This window comes from Vibrio mimicus CAIM 602, assembly GCF_000338875.1.
GTDB classification, from domain to species: Bacteria; Pseudomonadota; Gammaproteobacteria; order Enterobacterales; family Vibrionaceae; genus Vibrio; species Vibrio mimicus.
The window spans coordinates 1-21,432 of the sequence record NZ_AOMO01000036.1 but is presented as its reverse complement, the minus strand read 5'-3'; the positions used below and the strand labels follow the sequence as shown (position 1 = coordinate 21,432).

At 45.6% G+C, this 21,432-nt stretch carries 14 protein-coding genes and 3 pseudogenes; 6 read left to right on the top strand and 11 right to left on the bottom strand.

Going from position 1 to position 21,432, the window contains the following annotated elements:
- Nucleotides 1–102: 102 nt before the first annotated feature.
- Both D908_RS07540 and D908_RS07545 read left to right on the top strand, forming a co-directional pair.
- A complete protein-coding gene (locus tag D908_RS07540) occupies nt 103–1,992 on the top strand; it encodes a CBS domain-containing protein (RefSeq protein ID WP_005525172.1) in 1,890 nt (629 codons plus the stop codon).
- A 5-nt stretch (nt 1,993–1,997) separates the two neighbouring features.
- Nucleotides 1,998–2,700 (top strand): annotated as a pseudogene (locus D908_RS07545) (3'-5' exonuclease).
- A gap of 65 nt (nt 2,701–2,765) precedes the next feature.
- On the opposite strand, the gene D908_RS07550 reads toward D908_RS07545, so the two are convergent.
- Nucleotides 2,766–4,649, bottom strand: a complete 1,884-nt coding sequence (locus D908_RS07550; RefSeq protein WP_005525168.1) for a methyl-accepting chemotaxis protein — start codon at nt 4,647–4,649, stop codon at nt 2,766–2,768.
- A 405-nt stretch (nt 4,650–5,054) separates the two neighbouring features.
- Between D908_RS07550 and D908_RS07555 the strand changes: the two genes are divergently transcribed.
- Nucleotides 5,055–6,692: a glucan biosynthesis protein G gene (locus tag D908_RS07555; protein ID WP_000621890.1), complete on the top strand. Its 1,638-nt coding sequence runs from the start codon at nt 5,055–5,057 to the stop codon at nt 6,690–6,692.
- Nucleotides 6,693–6,710: 18 nt separating this feature from the next.
- The gene (gene mdoH, locus D908_RS07560; protein WP_005525167.1) at nt 6,711–8,864 is read left to right on the top strand and encodes a glucans biosynthesis glucosyltransferase MdoH; all 2,154 of its coding nucleotides are present in this window, start codon (nt 6,711–6,713) and stop codon (nt 8,862–8,864) included.
- Nucleotides 8,865–8,921: 57 nt separating this feature from the next.
- On the opposite strand, the gene D908_RS07565 is transcribed toward mdoH, so the two are convergent.
- From D908_RS07565 to D908_RS07590, 6 genes are all read right to left on the bottom strand, one after another.
- The gene (locus D908_RS07565) at nt 8,922–9,938 is read right to left on the bottom strand and encodes a LacI family DNA-binding transcriptional regulator (RefSeq protein WP_000101060.1); all 1,017 of its coding nucleotides are present in this window, start codon (nt 9,936–9,938) and stop codon (nt 8,922–8,924) included.
- A 125-nt stretch (nt 9,939–10,063) separates the two neighbouring features.
- A complete protein-coding gene (chbG, locus tag D908_RS07570; RefSeq protein WP_005525166.1) occupies nt 10,064–10,822 on the bottom strand; it encodes a chitin disaccharide deacetylase in 759 nt (252 codons plus the stop codon).
- A 22-nt stretch (nt 10,823–10,844) separates the two neighbouring features.
- Complete coding sequence (locus tag D908_RS07575; protein WP_005525165.1) at nt 10,845–12,167, bottom strand: 6-phospho-beta-glucosidase; 1,323 nt, start codon at nt 12,165–12,167, stop codon at nt 10,845–10,847.
- A gap of 10 nt (nt 12,168–12,177) precedes the next feature.
- The gene (locus tag D908_RS07580) at nt 12,178–12,486 is read right to left on the bottom strand and encodes a PTS lactose/cellobiose transporter subunit IIA (protein ID WP_000434490.1); all 309 of its coding nucleotides are present in this window, start codon (nt 12,484–12,486) and stop codon (nt 12,178–12,180) included.
- A gap of 51 nt (nt 12,487–12,537) precedes the next feature.
- On the bottom strand, nt 12,538–13,869 hold the full coding sequence (locus tag D908_RS07585; RefSeq protein WP_032467633.1) for a PTS sugar transporter subunit IIC: 1,332 nt from the start codon (nt 13,867–13,869) through the stop codon (nt 12,538–12,540).
- Between the two features lie 93 nt (nt 13,870–13,962).
- Nucleotides 13,963–14,268: a PTS sugar transporter subunit IIB gene (locus D908_RS07590; RefSeq protein ID WP_005525156.1), complete on the bottom strand. Its 306-nt coding sequence runs from the start codon at nt 14,266–14,268 to the stop codon at nt 13,963–13,965.
- 256 nt (nt 14,269–14,524) lie between these two features.
- Here D908_RS07590 and cod point away from each other — a divergent pair, with 256 nt between their 5' ends.
- The gene (gene cod, locus D908_RS07595) at nt 14,525–15,808 is read left to right on the top strand and encodes a chitin oligosaccharide deacetylase (protein WP_000769197.1); all 1,284 of its coding nucleotides are present in this window, start codon (nt 14,525–14,527) and stop codon (nt 15,806–15,808) included.
- A gap of 123 nt (nt 15,809–15,931) precedes the next feature.
- On the opposite strand, the pseudogene D908_RS0119555 reads toward cod, so the two are convergent.
- Nucleotides 15,932–17,537: pseudogene (locus D908_RS0119555) on the bottom strand (BCCT family transporter).
- 375 nt (nt 17,538–17,912) lie between these two features.
- Between D908_RS0119555 and D908_RS07600 the strand changes: the two are divergent.
- Nucleotides 17,913–18,389, top strand: coding sequence for a MarR family winged helix-turn-helix transcriptional regulator (locus D908_RS07600; protein WP_000410821.1), 477 nt, complete (start codon nt 17,913–17,915; stop codon nt 18,387–18,389).
- Nucleotides 18,390–18,391: 2 nt separating this feature from the next.
- On the opposite strand, the gene D908_RS07605 is transcribed toward D908_RS07600, so the two are convergent.
- From D908_RS07605 to D908_RS07615, 3 genes and pseudogenes are all read right to left on the bottom strand, one after another.
- A complete protein-coding gene (locus D908_RS07605) occupies nt 18,392–19,030 on the bottom strand; it encodes a response regulator transcription factor (RefSeq protein WP_000360440.1) in 639 nt (212 codons plus the stop codon).
- Nucleotides 19,023–20,378, bottom strand: coding sequence for a cache domain-containing protein (locus D908_RS07610; RefSeq protein WP_005525153.1), 1,356 nt, complete (start codon nt 20,376–20,378; stop codon nt 19,023–19,025). Before D908_RS07610 ends, D908_RS07605 begins: the two co-directional genes overlap by 8 nt.
- 106 nt (nt 20,379–20,484) lie before the next feature.
- Nucleotides 20,485–21,432: pseudogene (locus tag D908_RS07615) on the bottom strand (TRAP transporter large permease); the annotation flags it as partial.

The window sequence follows — 21,432 nt, the reverse complement described above, 5'->3', positions numbered from 1 at the left end:
TACGTCCTTAGATTAGGCCTAAAGCAGAAAATTGATGTAGTATGGTTGGCCCACACCGCCAAAAACATCGCTAAACAGATGTTTGTAACGAGAGGAGCCTTCATGGACGCCGAGTTAATCGAGATTCAACATTTTCTGCAGCAGCATCCCCCATTTGATGCCCTACCTTCTGAGCTGTTGCCTGAAATCACTCAACAGATTGAGATTGCCTATTTTCGTAAAGGCACGCCGATCATTAACCACAAGCAAGCCATCAATGACTTGTATCTGATTCGCAGCGGAGCGGTCGAAGTCTACCGCCGTCATGGTGAACTGTATAATCGGTTGACTGAAGGCAGTCTATTTGGACAAATGGGTTTACTGACTCGTAACCAAGTTTCTTTCGCGGTAACAGCAATTGAAGATACGCTGCTGTACTGCATTCCAGAAGCCATTTTTCACCGCCTCCATGAAGAGTTTGATAGCTTCGCCGACTTCGTTGAAGTCGAACAATCGGCACGTTTGCGCCAAACGGTTAAAAAGCAAAAAGAACAAAATGACCTGATCACCAGTAAAGTGAAGCAGTTGTTAACTCGCCCGGCTCCAACTATAGACAAACACGCTTCCATCCAACAGGCCGCGCTGCGAATGGCTGATGAGAATCTCTCTGCTCTTCTTATTTTGGATAATCAGATCCTGCATGATGAAGAAGATGACTCAACGCCAGTGGTCGGCATTATTACCGAGCGCGATTTATGCCGCCGAGTTTTAGCGCAAGGCATTGATATCACACAGGCTGTAAGCCAAGTGATGACCTATGAGGTAATTTCACTTGATCACAATGCATACGTCTATGAAGCCATGCTTGCTATGCTGCGCAATAATGTTCATCACCTTCCGGTGCTGAGAGAAAAGCAGCCGATTGGCATCATAGATATGACGGATATCGTGCGCCATGAATCGCAAAACTCTTTGCTCTTAGTCAGCCGTATCTATCAGCAGACCAGCATCGATGAATTGGCGCAACTTGCGAGTGAAGTGAAAGCGAGTTTTGTACGGCTCGTGAATGAAGATGCCAACTCCCACATGATTGGCACCGCGATGTCGACGATTGGGCGCGCCTTTACTCAGCGCATTATTGAATTAGTCGAGGCCGAGTTGGGTGAGGCCCCCATTCCATACTGCTTCGTGGCTTTTGGCTCAATGGGGCGCGATGAGCAGCTCATTGTTACCGATCAGGATAATGCACTGATTTTGGATGATCGTTACGATGTACAGCAACATCGCGCTTATTTCATGCAATTTGCCGATTTGGTTTGTAATGGGTTAGACCGCTGTGGTTACCCGCTTTGCGATGGCGAGATCATGGCCAGTAATCCCAAATGGCGCATGACTCGCAAAGAATGGGAGAACTGTTTTGCGGATTGGATTGATAACCCCAATCCACAAGCCTTGCTCAATGCTTCTATCTTTTTCGATCTTGATGGAGTTTACGGGCGAACCAAGTGGGCAGAACAGCTTTCAAGCTTCATCGTACGTCGCGCAAGACGAAATCAGCGCTTCTTAGCTTGCTTAGCGCGCAACGCTCTCAATCGCACCCCGCCACTGGGTTTTTTCAAAAGCTTCGTGATGGAAAAAGATGGGCGTCACAACAACTCGATCAATTTAAAACGCCGAGGCACCGCGCCATTGGCTGATTTGATCCGTGTTCATGCGCTCGCTGCAGGTTCACGAGCTAAAAATTCATTTGAACGTTTGGATGATGTGATTGATGCCGGTTTGCTTCCGCAAGGAAAAGGCAAAGATCTGCGTGACGCTCTCGAATTTATCGCCATGGTGCGTATTCGCCATCAAGCCATAGATGTGGAGCAAGAAAGAGAGGCAGATAACAGCATCGAGCCAGAAAATCTCTCCGATTTTGAACGACGCAACTTAAAGGATGCGTTCCAGATCCTCAGTAACGGGCAGAATTACCTCAAATACCGTTATCAGGCTAATCAACACTTTAAGTGAGCACTATGTTTCATTCCGCAATTTATTGGCCTGCGCGATTTTCGCATTTGGCTCAGCAAGCTCAACAACCTGTGTTGCAGAACTTTTATGCTCAACCGGTGATTGATGGCTCGACGCCAATTTGCGAGTGTCCTTTAGTTGCGCTTGATTTTGAAACAACAGGACTGAATGCACAGCAAGATGCGATCCTCAGTATTGGCTTAGTTCCATTTAACACCCAACGTATCGCCCTAAATCAGGCTCAATATTGGTTGGTACAACCCACTAAACCACTGGAAGAAGGATCCGTTGTGATTCACGGTATCACGCACAGTGAACTGAGGCATGCTCAAGAACCTGAAGTGGTAATTAGTGAACTCTTCGATGCATTACGTGGAAAAATTGTTGTTGCCCATTTTCGCCATATTGAACGTGAATTTCTGCGCCAAACGACACTGAATCTTTGGGATGAAGCCGTAGAGTTTCCCATCATTGATACTTTAGAAATTGAGCATTATGTGCAAAATGCTCAACGTTCTCTCTGGCAACGCTTGTTGCGCCGGCCTTTGAATTCAGTTCGGCTTGGTCAATCACGTTTACGCTATGGCCTTCCTGCTTATTCACCACATCATGCACTGACGGATGCCATTGCCACCGCTGAGCTTTTTCAAGCGCAATGTGCACACCATTTGCGACCGGAGACCCCCCATACAATCACTTTGGCTGTAACTCGTTGTGAAGACGAAAAGAAAAAGGAGCGCAATGCGCTCCTTATCCTTTCTTAAATACTCAACTCAGAGTTTGAAACGTCGGATTTCTTGCTCCAACTCATGAGAAAGCTCAGAAAGTTCAGCCGCTTGCTCAGCCGCCGAGTGAGCTTCTTGCGCCAAATCATTCGAGACATCGCGAATACCCACGGTATTGCGCGTAATCTCAGAAGTGACTGAAGCTTGCTCTTCCGCAGCAGACGCAATTTGAGTCGCCATATCACTGATGCGCTCAACCGTTTTATGGATATGCTCTAAGCTAACCGAAGCTGCATTAGCATCATCCACGCTGGTGTCCGCCAAGCGGCGGCTGTCATCCATGATGCCAACAGCTTTACCCGTAGTGGCTTGCAATGTCTCAATCATTTGCTGGATTTCTTTGGTTGAAGCGTGAGTTCGTTGGCTAAGTACGCGCACTTCATCCGCAACTACAGCAAAACCACGTCCTTGTTCACCAGCACGCGCCGCTTCAATCGCCGCGTTCAGAGCCAACAAGTTGGTCTGTTCGGCAATGTTTTGAATGGTCGAAAGAATAGTGCTGATTTGGTGACCGTGCGCTTCCAGCTCCTGAATGACTTCAGTGGCAACTTGCACTTCTTCAGCCAGAGACTGAATGGAGCGCTGTGTCTGGGCAACTTGACCGCTACCATGCACACAAGCGGTTACCGCTTCACCGGAGTTTTGCGCCGTATGATCGGCGTTACCTGCAATCTCCTGAGTCGCAGCCGCCATCTCATTGATTGCAGTAGCCACCATATTGATTTCATCTTGTTGCAGACGAATTCGACTGCTGCGCTCTTCTGCTTGCGTTGCCGTCACTTTCGCCTGTTGTGATAAAGCCGTGGATACTTGGCTCAGTTTCAACACCATGGTGTGCATATTGCTGACAAAAGTATTGAAGTTGCTGGCTAATTGACCCACTTCGTCATCACTGCGCGGCTCAAGACGCTGGGTAAGATCAGCATCACCAGAGGCAATTTCTTCCAACGCTTTAGACACACGGCCTAAATCGCGGAACAAGAAGCTGACCAACCAAGAAACAATCACCACTACCACCAAAGTGATCAGCAGAGCGGTAATCATCAGTCCTGTAATCAATTCAGAATGAGCGGCGTACTCAACATTGCTATCCATTTGGATCGCAAAATACCAAGGAGTATCGGGCACTGCGGCAAAGAAGAAGTATTTTTTGATGCCATTCAGATTAAGGGCAATCAGTTCGCCTTGGTTCGCCACACGTTCAATTGTGCGAATATCTAGAGCAGAAGAGAGTGTAGTCACTGGTTTCAGTAGTAGAGATTTATCTGGGTGCGCTAAGAGAGAGCCATCCTGACCATCAATCAGCATGGTTTGTGCCCCTTTTCCTGCGTCCATGCTGATCACGTCGTCGATAAGCTGATCAATTAAAACATCCGCACCAACAACGCCACTCATACGTCCTTGCAGACGAACAGGTTCAGCAATAGTCACTAATAATGCGCCAGTAATCGCATCACTGTATGCCGTAGTAATGATCTGCTTACCCGCACTTGCCGCATCTTTATACCAAGGGCGTGTACGTGGATCATAATCGGCGCGGTTACGTTCAGGATGAGAACGATACATAGCACCTTCAGTTGTGCCATAAAAAATATCATCAAAGCCACCAGCATTGCGCGCTTGTTGTAAATAAGGCACTACGTCTTGAGCTTCAATATGGGAATTAAAGGCTGTGCTAATTGATTTACGAATTGAAATCCAGTCAGAAATACCTTTGGCAGCTGTCGAAGAGATCGCGTCAGCGCGAGTATAAACAGCATTGCTGGTTTGCTGTTGCAATTGACTGGCAGAAAGCCAAGTCAATGCCGTCGCCATCACCACCACTGCCGATAAACTTGCGCCAATCAGTTTGTGTTTTAGTGTTAGTTTCATTTTTCAAACAAGAGGTTGGAACAAAAGGACGGCGATAGTAAACACTATTTATTTCTTGCGCACTCATTTTGTCATTTTTTCTCACAAGCTGTCACAGACCTTATTTGGCAATGTGTGATATAAGATTGTTTACAAACAGACTATTGACTGCTGCCAAAATTTTAACACTGGATATAGCGTGATTTCCCTTCCAAAATCACATATAACTAAAGGATATAAGCTTATGAATAGAAAATATCTGATAAAGACAGTTAACAACAACATATGTTGTGCATTTTTTTACAGTTCTGCTATCTTTCGCGCTGAATGAGACCTGTAATTTCCTGCGATACCGTCCGGTAAGCAAAATTACAGCCAACTCTTAAGCTATCTTCGTATTTCACTTTGTTATCGGTTCATTTTTATATGATTCGTGTGTCAAACGCCGTGCAACGTCACGCGCAAAAACTGATTGTCCTTTTCTCCCTGTTGTTTGGGGCTTCGTTACTTATGTCTGATAATGGATTTGCTACAGGCATTAAGAATACAGAAACCTCTCCATCAGTGAATTCTGAACCTGCAAAGCCAGCCAAAACTGGCGATGCAAATAATGTGGTTCGTTTTGCCAAAACCGGTGCGTTTGATAATGACACCGTTGTTCGCCTTGCTCGCCAATTAGCGAAAAAGCCTTATGTTGCCTTAAAAGATCCCCTACCGGAGAGTTTGGCAAATATCAGTTATGATGAGTACCGCGATATTCGTTTTAAACCCGATAGCGCAGTGTGGAAAGCGGATGGTTTACCTTACCAGATGCAATTATTCCATCGTGGTTTCTTCTTCCAAGACTTAATTGAGATTGCCCTTGTAGAAGGCAATAAATCTACCCACTTGAGCTATGACCCAAGTATGTTCAGTGCGGGTGAAGTTCTTCAACAAAAACTGCCGACCGAAGATATTGGTTACAGTGGTTTACGTGTTCACTACCCACTGAATAACGCCTCTTATTTTGATGAACTATTTGTGTTCCAAGGCGCAAGTTATTTCCGCGCACTGGGTAAAGGCAACGCTTATGGTCTTTCCGCTCGTGGTTTGGCAATCAAAACCGCCGATCCAACAGGTGAAGAGTTCCCTATTTTCCGTGCATTTTGGGTTGAAAAGCCAAACTACGATACTAACTTGATCGTGGTTCATGCTCTGCTAGACAGTCCAAGCGTATCTGGTGCTTATCGCTTCTCAATCCGTCCGGGACAAAATACTCGTATGGATGTTGAAGCCGTGCTCTTCCCTCGCGTTGAGATCAGCAAAGTAGGTCTAGCTCCAGCAACCAGTATGTACATGCACTCTCCAAATGGTCGCCAACAGACAGACGATTTCCGCCCTTCTGTACACGACTCAGATGGTTTGCTGATGATCAACGGTCGCGGTGAGCGTTTGTGGCGCCCTCTCGCTAACCCTCGTACTCTACAAGTCAGTGCCTTTATGGATAACTCTCCACAAGGTTTTGGCTTAATGCAGCGTGAACGTGACTATGCAAATTACCAAGATCTGGAAGCGCATTACGAAAAACGTCCAAGCCTGTGGGTTGAACCTGTAGGTAACTGGGGTGCAGGTGCAGTGGTATTAACAGAGATCCCAACGCAGTCGGAAATTCACGACAACATTGTGGCCTTCTGGAAACCAGCACAGCCATTGGCTGCAGGTAGTGAATATCGCTTCTCTTACCACCTAAGCTGGGGTGCTCAACCAGAAGAGAATCCCGAGGCAATCGTTGTGAGTCGCACCGCAAGTGGTCGTGCTGACATTGCTAAACCGACGCCAAAACGTCTGTTTGTGATTGACTACCAAGTTCAAGGTGACAAGCCTGCGCAAATGCCAGAGCCAAAAGTACGCACCAACGCCGGCGTGATCAGTAATGTGGTACTGCGTGATAACCCAGCGACCAACGGTTACCGCCTGTCATTTGAATTTGATCCTGGAGAAGTTGAGCTTGCAGAGTTACGTGCTGAACTCACTCTGCAAGAAGCGCGTCCAGTTGAAACTTGGTTGTATCGTTGGACCCTGTAGCAAATACTCGGATTTTTTATGACAAACCCTATGGTTGAACAAGGCGCCTCCCAGTTACTGGGAGGCGCTGCCATGCCACCAGAACAACACGGTGACATGCCAGAGCAAAACCTGAAACAACTCAGTGAAGGTTTTCCCCGCGCTGCCATTCAGGCGGATGGTGTAAAATCCAACCCGCTGCGCCGTGTGTTCGTTGTTGGCTTCGCTTTACTCATCTCTGCTTTCGCAATCAATGAAATGCGCGGTGTATTTTTAGTCGGTGGTTTGACCCCCATTGAATACGCCGTATTAGTACTGTTTGCGATCAACTTCTGTTGGATTGCACTAGCCTTCTCTAGCTCTATCGCCGGCTTCTTTGTTTTAGCAAGCAACAGAAAAGCACCAGTAATAGAACAGCCTCTGACAACTCGCACCGCGATTCTAATGCCAACATACAACGAAGCGCCGGATCGGGTTTTTGCGGCTGTTGAAACCATGGCATTAGCTTTAGCGAAAACCGAGCATGGTCATGCGTTCGATTGGTTTATTTTGAGTGATACAACAGATCCAGAAGTTGCACTAGCCGAAGAGCAAGCCTTTTGGTTGTTACGCCAACAAACTGCTGGCAACACTAACGTTTACTATCGACGTCGCCGTAAAAACATTGCGCGCAAAGCTGGCAACATCGCCGACTTCTGCCGCCGTTGGGGCTCAGCCTACGAACACTTACTGGTTCTAGATGCAGACAGTGTGATGCAACCAAGCACTATGATTTCGCTTGCTCAACGTATGCAAAATGATCCAGATGCAGGCTTAATCCAAACTATCCCAGCGTTGATCAATGGCACTACCCTTATGGCTCGAGTGCAGCAATTTGCTGCACGAATTTATGGGCCTATCGTCGGGACGGGGTTGGCTTGGTGGGTTCAAAAAGAAGGTAACTTTTGGGGCCACAATGCGATCATTCGTACTGAAGCCTTTATGAGTGCAGCCGGCCTACCCCATTTGTCCGGTCGACCTCCGTTTGGCGGTCATATTCTAAGCCACGATTTCGTGGAAGCGGCATTGATCCGAAGAGCTGGATGGAGCGTGACTATTGCCGCTGATTTGAGTGGTTCATTTGAAGAGTGCCCTCCATCAATCATCGATTTAGCTGTACGCGATCGTCGTTGGTGCCAAGGTAACCTGCAACACAGTCGCATTATCGGCACCAAAGGTCTGCACTGGATCAGTCGTTTACACCTGACGACTGGCATTATGTCTTACCTTTCTTCACCATTTTGGCTACTACTGATCCTGTCTGGTTTGTTACTGGCACTGCAAGCGCACTATATTCGTCCTGAGTATTTTACCGAACAGTTTTCACTGTTCCCGACTTGGCCAGTGATGGACTCCGCCCGAGCCTTGCAACTGTTTTACATCACCATGGGTATTCTGTTCAGTCCGAAAATTTTCGGCTTACTGTTATTGATGTTCAATGGTGAAATGTGTCGTACTTTGGGTGGGCGTTTTAGAGTCATACTCAGTGCCATTACTGAAATCATACTCTCGGCTTTGGTTGCTCCAATCATGATGCTGATCCATTGTGGTGCGGTAGTTTCTATTCTGTTTGGCCGCGATAGTGGTTGGGCTCCACAACGTCGTGATGATGGTAGTTTGCCAATTAAAGATTTGCTGTATCGACATCGTTGGCACATGACTGCGGGCGTATTGCTTGGCTATGCAGCCATGCTCGATTCATGGACACTGCTCGCATGGATGTCGCCGGCTTTAATTGGTTTATGGCTCTCAGTCCCTCTTTCGGGGATCACGGCTTCACACTCGATCGGTGCTTGGTTTAAGAAGATGCGAATTCTTGCGACACCAGAAGAAGTGGAAACACCTGCTATCGTGCTTGCCGCGCAGGCTCGTCGGGAAGAGTATGTGGCTGATCTTCAAGAGGTGTGGAATGCCCGTATGGTTCTTGCCGACCATAACTTGATTGCTCTGCATATTGCCATGATGGATAAACTTCCCTCTCGTCAGCTTGGAACCGCAATTGAACCTTTGGATGCGGTTGCTCGTATCAAGGTACAAGAGGCTGAGAGTCAGGAAAGCTTACTCGCATTATTGACTAAAGTTGAACTGAGTTACGTACTAGGAAATCCTCTGCTGATCCAGCAGGTAGCAAAACTTCCTCCTAGCGCTACATAACGGCTAACAACATGCCGCTTATCTCTGCTGATAAGCGGCATGTTTCTTTAATCCGTACTACTTATTTTCACTTAAGACTAAGATCGGTCGATCAGCTTTACGCTTTTTTAAGACTGGGGTAAACCGCTGCAAACTTTCTGTCTGCTGCTGTTTTACCATAGTGATTAAAGACTGTACCGCAGCTCGCGCCATTTCACTGATTGGGAAGTGAACCGCGGTTACGGTTGGGTATAGACTCTCGCATAAATCAACACTATCAAAGCTCACCAATGAGATCTGCTCTGGCACTGAGATACGCTGTTCATGCAAATATTGTAATGCACCTGTGGTCATTTCCTCACTACAAGAGAAAACTGCGGTGATATCTGGGTGTCGATTCAACAGCTCCTGCATCGCAAAATACCCACTTTGTCGGCCATAATTGCCTTCTTCACAAAATGAATCATCGAGCTTAATCCCGGCCTCAAGTAACGCGTCTAGATAACCTTGTTTACGTAAACGGCCATTGTGTCTATGCAGAGGTCCTGTAATACAAGCAATATGACTATGTCCCTGCTGTATAAGATGGTTCACCACAAGTTGGCTCGCAGCACGATGATCGAAAGTGATGCAGCGATCCTCCAATCCCTCAACATAACGATCTAAAAGAACAAATGGTGTAGGTTGTTGGGCCAAGGTTCGTAAATCATCATCAGACAGATATCGACTGTGTAATACATAGCCGTCACAGCGCAGATCGTGAAAACGCTGAATCGCTTCTCTTTCACCTTGTGCAGAGTGATGCCCTTGAGCCGTAATCAGGAATTTATGGTGCATATCCAGTTCCGTTTGCACTTGCTCCATCATCTTGCCAAAGAATCCGCCCGTGTAGAAAGTGACTAAAAGCCCCACCATGTTCGATGAAGATGTCGCGAGGGATCGCGCAATCGCACTCGGTCGATAATTAAGCTGTAGCATCGCTTGCTCAACTTTAAGCCGAGTTTCCTCTTTAAACTTCCCTTCCCCATTAATGATTCTGGATACGGTAGAACGGTTTACACCTGCAAGTTCTGCTACATCTTTAATTCTTGCCATGTTCGTGCCCTTAGGAAGTCGCGGGATCTAGAAAAATAAAAATCTGCCAACATCTCTGAGAAGCAATCATTAAGCATCGATATTGAGAATATCGACATTGAGAGCATCGATGTTGACAGATTTCATCATACACAGGACTGAATCGGAGCAAAAACCAATGCAGAGTAATCCGTGACTTCGATATCATGTGCCGCCAACATCTGTATCAATTGTGAGCTGGTTAGGATACGAAGTTCTTCCTCACGTTGCTTTGTATAGCCACTGCATTTTTCCAATAAAGGATCGACATAAGCGGGATGGCACATCACTTCAACCACATCATAACGTGCTTTAAGCTCGAGCAAATGATTAAGCAATGGCTGAAGCCCTAACCGTTTGTCATAGAAAAAGTCGGTAAAATGATAACGACACCCAAACTCCTCCTCGCCCGCTAAGCCTACATCACGCAATGGTACATGGTATTTTTGGGCAACATCGTAAATGATGGATTCAAACTGTGGATGTGAATGAGCATGGTGATGGCTATCAAGATGACTTAGGGGAAGCCCCAATTTGAGGAAATGCTCAACTTGGGCAATAGCTTCATTATAGATCGCCATTGGTTGATAATCTTTACGCTTCCAGAAGTCACTATAAGTCGTGAATACACCCTTTTCATCCGTCAAGTTTCTTTCGCCTGTTAAAGGGCGACCAGCAGTGAACCTCAGATGAAGGCCAACTTTTAATTCAGGCAGTTGGCGTGCCAGTTCGACAGCATGCTGCTCTGCAGGCATACCCACCATCAGAGTGGTTGATTTCACCACCCCGTCGCGATGCGCTTTGGCGATACCTTCGTTCACCCCAGGCGTTAAACCAAAATCATCGGCATTAAAAATAACCTTCATCTAGAGACTCACCTTTTAAAAATTACAATGTCGTCAGTTTAAACTGAGGTAAATACGCCGCGTTTTCACGCAGAATACCATCTAGAATGGCTTTTGCTCGGCCAATATCTGGTATCAATGGGTTGTTAGTCAGAGCCATTAAACCTAGGTGATAGTCGCCGTGCACAGCTGCTTCAATTGCAAGCTGTTCATAAGCTTTTACTTGATGTAACAGGCCACTGATTTTGGGCGAAAGCTCTCCGACAGCAATAGGTTTAGCCCCCCAACTTCCTACAACCGCACTACACTCGATCACTGCGTCATTCGGTAATGAGCTGATCGCCCCATTATTCAAAACGTTGACGACATGAATACCATTACGATTGTTGTAAATGGCGTCTACCAAGTTTAGTGATGCATCTGAGTAATAAGCACCACCTCGGGCTTCCAACTCTTGGGGTTTATGATCAAGATTCGGGTCTTGGTAGAGTTTGAACAGCGCTTTCTCGGTCTCCATAACCTGCTCGGCACGCGTCCCTTTCTCTTTGGCACTTTGTTTCTCTTCTGCCAGCATCGCATCCGTTTGATAAAAATAACGGTGGTAAGGACAAGGAATTGCGCCAAGTGCTTTTAAGAACTCTGGATCCCACGGCTCTTCCCAAATATTTTTCATGCTGAAGTTCGCACCATCACCTACTTTTTCCAGTACGGTTTGGGTAATATTTTCACCTTCTAGCCATGCTTTATGTACCCAAACTAAGTGGTTAAGCCCAGCAAATTCAAGCTGTAGTGCTTGGGGATCACAGTCCATCATTTCAGCGATCATCATTCGCATCGAAACAGGAACATTACAGAGCCCTATGCTTTTGACTTTAGAGTATTTACTTACCGCTTCCGTCACTAAACCCGCAGGATTAGTAAAGTTCAGCATCCAGGCATTCGGTGCAAGCTCTTCAATATCACGGCAGATATCCAAGATAACTGGAATCGTTCTTAACGCTTTAGCAAAACCACCAGGCCCTGTGGTTTCTTGCCCAATAACGTCATATTTCAGTGGAATTCGCTCATCGCTGGCTCTTGCAGCAAGCCCTCCGACTCGGAACTGAGTCATCACAAAATCTGCACCTGCAATTGCTTCTCGGCGATCGAAACCCGCTTTGATCTCGATATCTGCGCCCACTTTATCAACCATGCGCTGTGCTAAGTCACGAATGATCTGCAGTTTTTCCGAACCGGCTTCGATATCGACAAAGTGCAGTTGCTTCACGGGTAAAAAGTCTAATCTTTTCAGAACACCTTCAACCAGTTCAGGGGTATAACTGCTGCCGCCACCAATAATCGCCAGTTTTAATGCATGTTTAGCCATAGCTGTTCCCTCATCCTGCAAATTGTTTATGCATAGCTACCATTTCGGTCGCCAATTCATGGGCCAGAATCGTTGTCATTAAATGATCCTGCGCATGAACCATAACCAAAGTCATCGGTACTTTTCCTTCACCTTGATCTTCTTCGATCAACTTAGTTTGCACCAAGTGCGCTTTATTCAAGCATGCTCTGCCTTGGCGTAACTTTTCTTCCGCTTGTGCAAAATCACGCGCTCGCGATAAACGTAATGCTTCGAAACATAGGCTTCTCGCTTCGCCCGCATTACAAATGATTTCCATCACGACCAGTTCTTGTTCCATTTTTCTCTCCCGAAGAATCGGCTGCCAATCATTGGCAGCCTTCTCTTACTGTTATGCAGTAACGCCTTGGCCACTTAGCTTTGTCGCTTTAGGCTGGCTTTCTGTTGGTTGCTCTTGTTCAAGCACTTGTTTTTCAAACATTTTAAAGAAAGGTAGATAAATCAGCAGATCTAAGATGAGCAAACCTATCACCAATAAAACAGGCGTGAATGTCCAACCACTGCCCCATGAGGCACCAATAATGGCTGGTGTTGTCCAAGGTGTTGTTGCCACGCCCATGCCAACGAAGCCTAAATGAACAGCAAAGTACGCAATCGTGGCATTGATGATGGGAGCAAAAACAAATGGTAGAAACAGGATAGGGTTCATCACTATCGGGCTACCAAAAATCACAGGTTCGTTGATTTGGAAAAATCCGGGCACTGCACTCATACGACCGATACTTTTCAAATGGGCAGAACGGCTGAATGACATAAGGATCACTAAAGCCAGCGTTGCACCTGAGCCACCGATGAAGATGTAAAAGTCCCAGAATGGTTGGGTAAAGATATTGGGCACAGGCTCACCAGCTACAAACGCATCAATATTGACGCTGATGTTGGTTAGGAAGATGGGAGACAGTAAACCAACAACAATGGCAGCACCGTGAATCCCCGCAAACCAAAGTAACTGACACACCAAGAGTGCGCCAATGATGGCTGGCAAAGTGTTTGATGCACTGATCAACGGTTTGAACATCGCCATTACAGCATCGGGAATCAACATACCGTACTCAGCTTGAACAAATAGGCTGAGTGGGTAAAGCGTCACAAAGATGGCGAGTACTGGTAATAACACTTCAAATGAACGAGCAATCGCCGGTGGCACCTGCTCAGGCATACGAATGGTGATGTTGCACTTTTTCATAAAACGGTACAGTTCTACCGCAAAGAAGGCACACATAACCGCCGTGAAAATCCCTGTGCCACCCATATGAGCCATCGATAAGCTGCCTTCTTTTGCTGGAGCTGCGACCAGCAAAAAGCTCATCAACGACAACACTGACGTAGTGATGCCATCCATTTTGTAGGCTTTGGCCAAACTATATGCCACACCGAGAGAAACGAATATCGTCATGATCCCCATCGACATACTAAATGGCATCATAATCACATCGAAATGAGTGGTAGCGAAATCTAGCCACAAGCGGCCAAATGCGTTCGTGGTATCTTCAGCAAAGGGGGGAAATGCAAAAATTAGGATAAAACTACCAACAATAATAAATGGCATCGCGACAATAAAACCATCACGCATCGCTCTCACATGGGGCTGATTTCCCACTTTTGCAGCAATAGGGGCTATATGTTTTTCAACGATCCCGATTATCGCATCATAAAGCTTCATAGAACTCACCTTATATTTTAGATAATACTTACCCTAACCCATCATTTAATTTACATGGGTCAGAGCAAACTCAATTTTTAAAGACGAATTAATTTAATTAATTAAATCGAGGGCTTGTTGCAGAACTTCTTCACCTTTCATCATGCCATAGGCCTGAGGAGAGATTGCAGCAATGTTTTTGCCGTACTCATCGGCTATTTTACTCAGCTCATCGAGTTGAAAACGCACCTGAGGGCCCAGCAAACACACATCATACTCTTTGATTGCATCTCCAAACTCACTGACTGACATGGCTTCGATCTTACAATCAACACCTTTTATTTCAGCAACTTGCTGCATTTTCTTCACTAACATACTGGTAGACATACCCGCACTACAACACAGTAAAATCTTTTTCATGCTCTTCATATCTCTTGTTCAAAAATCGGCCTAAAAACTGTATCAAAATAAAATCAGATAAAAAAGCGCAACCGGTTGCGTTATTCGTGAACAAAATCCCATTTCAGACAGTTATCGCTATTTTTATGGGTAAGATTCTGGATAGGATAATGAGAGAGACAAATAACCATCATTATTTGATTGGTTATTTTCACAAATATAAACACTAACAACGTCACATCAAAAAATATTTATTTAAAAATAATGGAATATAAAGATGAAATTAAAAAATTTGGCTTTATTAACTGCTATGACTCTAGCTATCTCTAGCCCATCACTTGCTAGCAGTGCCCCTAAAGGCACGATTTATCTGACTTTTGATGATGGTCCGATCAATGCTTCTATCGAAGTTATTAAGGTTCTTAATCAAGGTGGCGTTAAGGGTACGTTTTATTTTAACGCGTGGCACCTAGATGGTATTGGTGATGAAAACGAAGATCGTGCTTTAGAAGCATTAAAGCTGGCACTAGACACTGGGCATATTGTTGGCAACCACAGCTATGACCATATGATTCATAACTGTGTTGAAGAGTTTGGCCCAACCAGTGGTGCAGAATGTAATGCAACAGGTAACCACCAAATAAACTCCTATCAAGACCCAGTTCATGATGCGGCTAGCTTTGAGCAAAATCTGATTGTTTTAGAGAAATATCTACCAACAATCCGCAGCTATCCTAACTATAAAGGTGATGAATTAGCACGATTGCCGTATACCAATGGTTGGCGTGTGACAAAGCAATTTCAAGCCGATGGTCTATGTGCGACATCAGACCATTTGAAACCATGGGAACCAGGGTATGTTTGTGATCCAGCTAACCCATCGAACAGCGTAAAGGCATCGATTGAAGTGCAAAACATCCTTGCGAACCAAGGCTATCAAACCCATGGTTGGGATGTGGACTGGGCTCCTGAAAACTGGGGAATTCCCATGCCAGCAAATAGCTTAACAGAAGCAGTGCCCTTTTTAAGCTATGTCGATAAAGCGCTAAATAGCTGCTCACCAACCACAATTGAGCCCGTAAACTCAAAAGCACAAGAGTTCCCCTGCGGTACACCACTTCACGCGGATAAAGTGATTGTTCTAACACATGAATTTTTATTTGAAGATGGTAAACGTGGCATGGGTGCAACTCAGAACTTGCCTAAACTCGCTGAATTCATCCGTATCGCGAAAGAAGCAGGATATGTCTTTGATACTATGGATAATTACACACCACTTTGGACGGTCGGAAAAGTGTACCAATCAGGAGACTATGTATTACACCAAGGCGTTGTTTACAAAGCCGTAATTGCACATAGCGCGCAAGAAGACTGGGCTCCATCTCCGACTTCAAATTTGTGGACGAATGCCGATCCAGCAACAAACTGGACACTCAATGTTGCCTATGAACAAGGTGACGTGGTCAATTATAAAGGTAAACGCTATTTGGTTAGTGTCCCACATGTTTCTCAGCAAAACTGGGCACCAGACTCTCAGAACACCTTATTCACAGCTTTATAAAAAGCTGCTCCTATCTATCGTAAGATAGCTTGCGCGGAGAATTCTCCGCGCTTTTTTTTGAAGGGAATTGGCGTGAACCAAGTGGCTTTGAGCAGGTTTCTTTCTCTAACTCTCCGCTACCGATTAACGATCTTTAAGTAGATTCGTTTTCGGTAAGAACTCAGGTTCTGTTTTTAACCCTTTCCACAAGCTGACACACATTAGCAGCAAGATGACAGTAAATGGCAACGCCGTTGAAATAACACCCGCTTGCAGTGCTTGTACTGCTTCTGTACCACCAATCCATAACAAGGCAACTGCCACCGCTCCTTCCAGCACAGCCCAAAATACGCGCTGCAATACTGGAGAATCCAATTTACCGCCTGAAGTAATACTGTCGATCACTAGTGAACCGGAATCCGATGAGGTGATGAAAAACACCAGTACCAACACAACCGCAATGACCGAGAGCACTTTACCGTAAACCAGTGAATCGAACATTTGGAACATCGCGAGCGAAACATCGGTTAAACCATTTTGTCCCAATACACCAATATTGTTGATCACTTCATCGACCGCAAGGCCACCAAATACTGACATCCACACCAGAGTCACCAATGTTGGGATCAGTAATACCGCAACAATGAATTCACGGATTGTGCGTCCTTTAGAAACACGAGCGATGAACATGCCGACAAAAGGTGACCATGAGATCCACCACGCCCAGTAAAAGACTGTCCAACCTTGAAACCACACTTCATCTTCACGACCATGAGGATTACTCAGTGGAATGAGGTTTTGTAGGTAAGCCAATAAGGTGGTCGGAATCGAAGTAAAAGTTACGCTATAGCCAATCACTGCAACTAATAACAGCAGTAAAAATGCCACGAATCATATTGATGTTAGAGATCACTTTCACGCCACCATCAATACCACGCACCACAGACAGTGTTGCTAGACCAGTGACAATACAAATCACCGCAATTTGTAACCCAATGCCCGATTCAAAGCCAAATACATGGTGGATCCCTGAAGCCGCTTGCTGAGCACCAAGCCCCAGTGATGTTGCCAAACCAAACAGAGTTGCCAATACCGCGAGAATATCCACGACATGCCCAGCCCAGCCCCAAGCACGATCACCAAGTAGTGGATAAAAGACCGAGCGCATTGAGAGTGGCAATCCTTTGTTGTAACAGAAAAAAGCCAGAGAAAGCGCAACGATGCCATAGATGGCCCACGGGTGAAGTCCCCAGTGGAACATGGTTGCCCCCATCGCAAGCTGAGCGGCTTCCGGTGTATTGGCTTCTACACCTAGCGGAGTTTCATACCATCCTGTGTAGTAAGCAACAGGCTCAGCTACACTCCAAAACATCAGTCCGATACCCATTCCGGCTGCAAACAGCATGGCCAGCCAAGATAAAAAGGAGTGGTCAGCCTTAGCCGTTTGCCCACCCAAACGGATTTTGCCAAACGGAGAAATCACTAGGCCAATGCAAAAGAGTAGGAACAGGTTACCAGACCAGATAAACAGCCAGTCAAAGCTCGCAATAATGCCCTGCTTGAGCGCGTTTAACCCAACTTTTGCCTCGTGGGCATCCACCAGCACAGTCAGTAATAAAAATGCGGCGATCAAACCCGCACTTATCCCGAAGACGGGATTGTGAACATCAAAGCCCCATTTCTGTACATTATCTTGGCCTACGGTGTAATCCGTATTATCGATACTGTACTTATCAATTTCTTTCGTCATGTATCCTCTCTGAGTCATTTAAATCGAACTCAATAACAACGACAACAAAGTATTTTTAAACAAAAACACCATGATTTACTTCGTACTCATTGTTAATTCCATTCATGAAAAACACGATTATTTTACATGGATCACAGAAAAAATCCAGTTTAACGCTCTTTCCCGTTACTCATTAGCCTAATAAACACCCAACAGCCTATAAATCTGCAGATTTAATAAATAACATTTAATTTGCACTCAAAGCATTTAAAAGAAATAAAAAATATCAAAATAAACACTATGAAACCGAGAGTTACACATAGCTCAATACTTTTAAAACAAAGGGAAGTAAGGTATGGTTCGTGGCTGATTCAGCACAAATTTGGTGGGCCCGCTGTGGAAAAGCACGAAGAAGTATTAGTCGCACTCCGTCAGATCATCCGAGCTATTGATCTGCACTCCAAAAAACTCAATAAAGATGCCGGGCTTACTGGACCACAATTGATCTTAATGCGTTCAATCCATGACTTAGGTGAAGTGACTATTCGAGAGCTTGCCGTGCATACCAATATGAGCCAAGGCACAGCGACCACTATTTTGGACAGATTGGAACGCAATGGGTATGTGCAACGCGTGCGTAGTAACAGCGATAAACGTAAAGTTCACGCTCACTTAACCGACGAAGGACGTAAGCTGCTAGCCCAAGCACCCCAGCCTTTACAAGAAAATTTTGTTGAACAGTTTCATCAATTACAAGATTGGGAACAGAGCTTGCTCCTTTCTTCCGTACAACGTATTTCGGCCATGATGAATGCGCAGGATATGGATGCCGCCCCCATGCTCACTATTGGCAGCATCACCCAACCTGAATAGCCTCACTCAAGCAAGCCGTGTTGTAGCGCGTACTGAGCCAGCTCTGCGGTAGAGTGAATGTCTAACTTATGCTTGATGTTTTGCCTGTGAGTTTCAACCGTTCGATAGCTGATGTTAAGCAAAGTGGCGATTTTTTTACTGCTACACCCTTGCGCGACCATACGCAAAATCGCTTCTTCACGGCGGCTGAGCGGATTAGGTTTAGTCGCCGTGGGTAAGATCTCTTGGCTAAATAGAGTAGAAGTGGTCGATTCACAAAAGTAAGTCGCACCTTGGTTAACAGTTTTGATCGCCTGCACCATTTTTAGCGCTGAGATCTCTTTGAGCATGTAACCCATCGCACCCGCCTGCATCACTTGCATGATGTATTCGCGGTTATCATGCATGGTTAGCATCAACACTTTGGTGTTGGGTACTTCTTCTTTGATTAAGCGTGTCGCTTCAATACCATTCATGATCGGCATGCTGACATCCATCAGCACCACATCAGGTTGATGCAGCTTAACCAACTCTAGCGCTTCCAAGCCATTGCTCGCGGTTGCAACCACTTCAATTTCAGGCTCTTGCTCTAAGCGGGCAATAAAACCATCCAATACTACCTGATGGTCATCCACCATCACGACTCTGATTGGTTTATCCATAAACGCTTCCATCCAACTTCAATAAAACAGTAATTTCAGTGCCCAACTGTGGCTCGCTACTTAATTCAAATTCACCACCAATAAATTCCACACGTTCGCGCATATTCCGCAGGCCAATGCCGCGTTTTTGCAGTGCTTCTTTACTGGTAAAACCTACACCATCATCGCGCACCATGAGTTGCAACATGTCACCCATTTGCTGCAATAACACAGTGACTTTTCGTGCTTTAGCATGCTTTTCGATGTTATTGAGCGATTCTTGCACAACACGATACAAGGTCGTTGCCACTTCCGATTTTAGCTTACCCGGCTGGGTGTCAAACAACATCTCAATTTCCATTTGTGAGTGCAGCTTAAAATCTTCCAGCAAGGTGGTTAACGCGGCTTGCAATCCCAAATCATCCAACGCACTGGGACGTAAATGGTGCGAAATTCGTCGTACTTCGTTAATTGCCGTCATTAGAGAAAGTTGGGATTTTTCTACATGCATCAGTTGCTTCGGATCCTTCAATTGGCCTCCCAACAACTCAAGATGGCATTTGCTGGAAACGAGAAGTTGATTAATCCCATCATGCAGTTCACGCGCGAGATGTTTCTTCTCATCCTCTTGAAAAAGCACCGTTTTATGCACCAAATCTTTCAAGTTTTTATCTGCTAAGCGGTGCTCATGCAGGTTAATCGCTAAGGTGAGGACAATGATCACGGCCACTGTGATGATCACAATCACCACCACAGAGAAGAAGGTGGTATCGATGTTGGCATTGATCGCCGCTTGCATCTTTTCCACTTCATGGCTGACATCTTCAATGTATAAGCCAGTACCAATCATCCATTGCCAATCGCCAAGCCAAGCAGAGTAACTGAGTTTAGGGACGGTTTCTCCCGTGGACGGTTTGCGCCATAAATACTGGTGATAACCACCACCGGATTGGGCTTGGAACAGTAAAGCTTGAATTAGATAATCGCCGCGCTCATCTTGCAACTCCCACAAGTTTTGCCCAATCAACTCAGGTTGAGTAGGATGGACTAAATTGGTGCCTTGCGCATCGTAAGCAAAAAAATAACCATCAGAACCATAGCGGATATTGGTTAAAACCGCTTTAACCTGCTTTTTGGCTTCCGCTTCCGTTAGATTTGGATTGTTGGCAATTAATTTCACCGCATCGAACGCCACATCAACACTGTCTTTTAATGAGGTTTCGCGCTCTTCAATTAACTTAGCGCGGAAAATCTCAACTTCACGCTGCCCTAAGGTTTTGGCTTGATGAATCGAGATCCAACTGATACTTGCTGTCGCAAGCAATAAAGGCAGTAAAGCTAGCAAAATCAATTTGGCTTTGAGAGGCATTCCTTTTCCTCATACAAAAACTGCTTTTCGACCCTTCGAAAAGCAGTTTCACTTTAACAACTTGTGCTGAGCGATTGAATTTTGACACGCTCAGTCTTGAGTCGGATCACATTCCATAGAAGCCTGGGAACACCATAATCGAAACCAAGACCAAGATTTGAATGAGGATAAAAGGCACGACACCGCGATAAATATCCATAGTCGTAACCGATTTAGGCGCAACCCCTTTGAGATAGAACAAGCTAAACCCAAACGGTGGCGTTAAAAACGACGTTTGCAGGTTCATCGCAATCAAGATTGCAAACCACGTCATATCCACATCGAGCAACACCGCCACTGGAGCCAGAATCGGAACTATGATGAAACAGATCTCCACGAAATCGATGAAGAAGCCAAGAACCAAAATCACCAGCATAGTGACAATCAGGAAGCCCCATTTATCACCCGGCAGGTTCATCATCCACTCTTCGACTAACTCATCACCACCCGTGTAGGTAAACGCCATTGAGAATGCGGTTGCTCCTAGCAAAATCGCAAACACCATAGCCGTCACTTTCACGGTCTCTTTTGATGCGTCATACACCATTTTCCAGCTGAATTGACCATAAGCCAGCGCCAGTAAAATCGCACCAGCGCCACCTAAAGCGGCAGATTCAGTTGGTGTTGCCACACCTGCGAAAATAGAACCCAATACCACGATAATCAGTGCCAAAGGTGGAATAACCGCTTTCAGCGCTTTAATCACTTCTTGGCGACGAGATAACTCTGCATCCGGCTCAATCGGCATCGCTGCTTTCGGATGAAGCTTGGCGTAAATCAGGATGTAGATGATATAAGCAGCAACCAGCATCAAACCCGGCCAAAGAGCCGCTTGGAACAGATCGCCAACCGGCACACCAAGTACATCACCCAATAGAATCAATACGATTGAAGGAGGAATGATTTGCCCTAAAGTTCCTGACGCGCAAATTGTGCCGCACGCTAACCCTTTGTCGTAATTGTACTTGAGCATAACAGGCAAGAGATAAGCCCCATCGCCACCACAGAAGCCCCC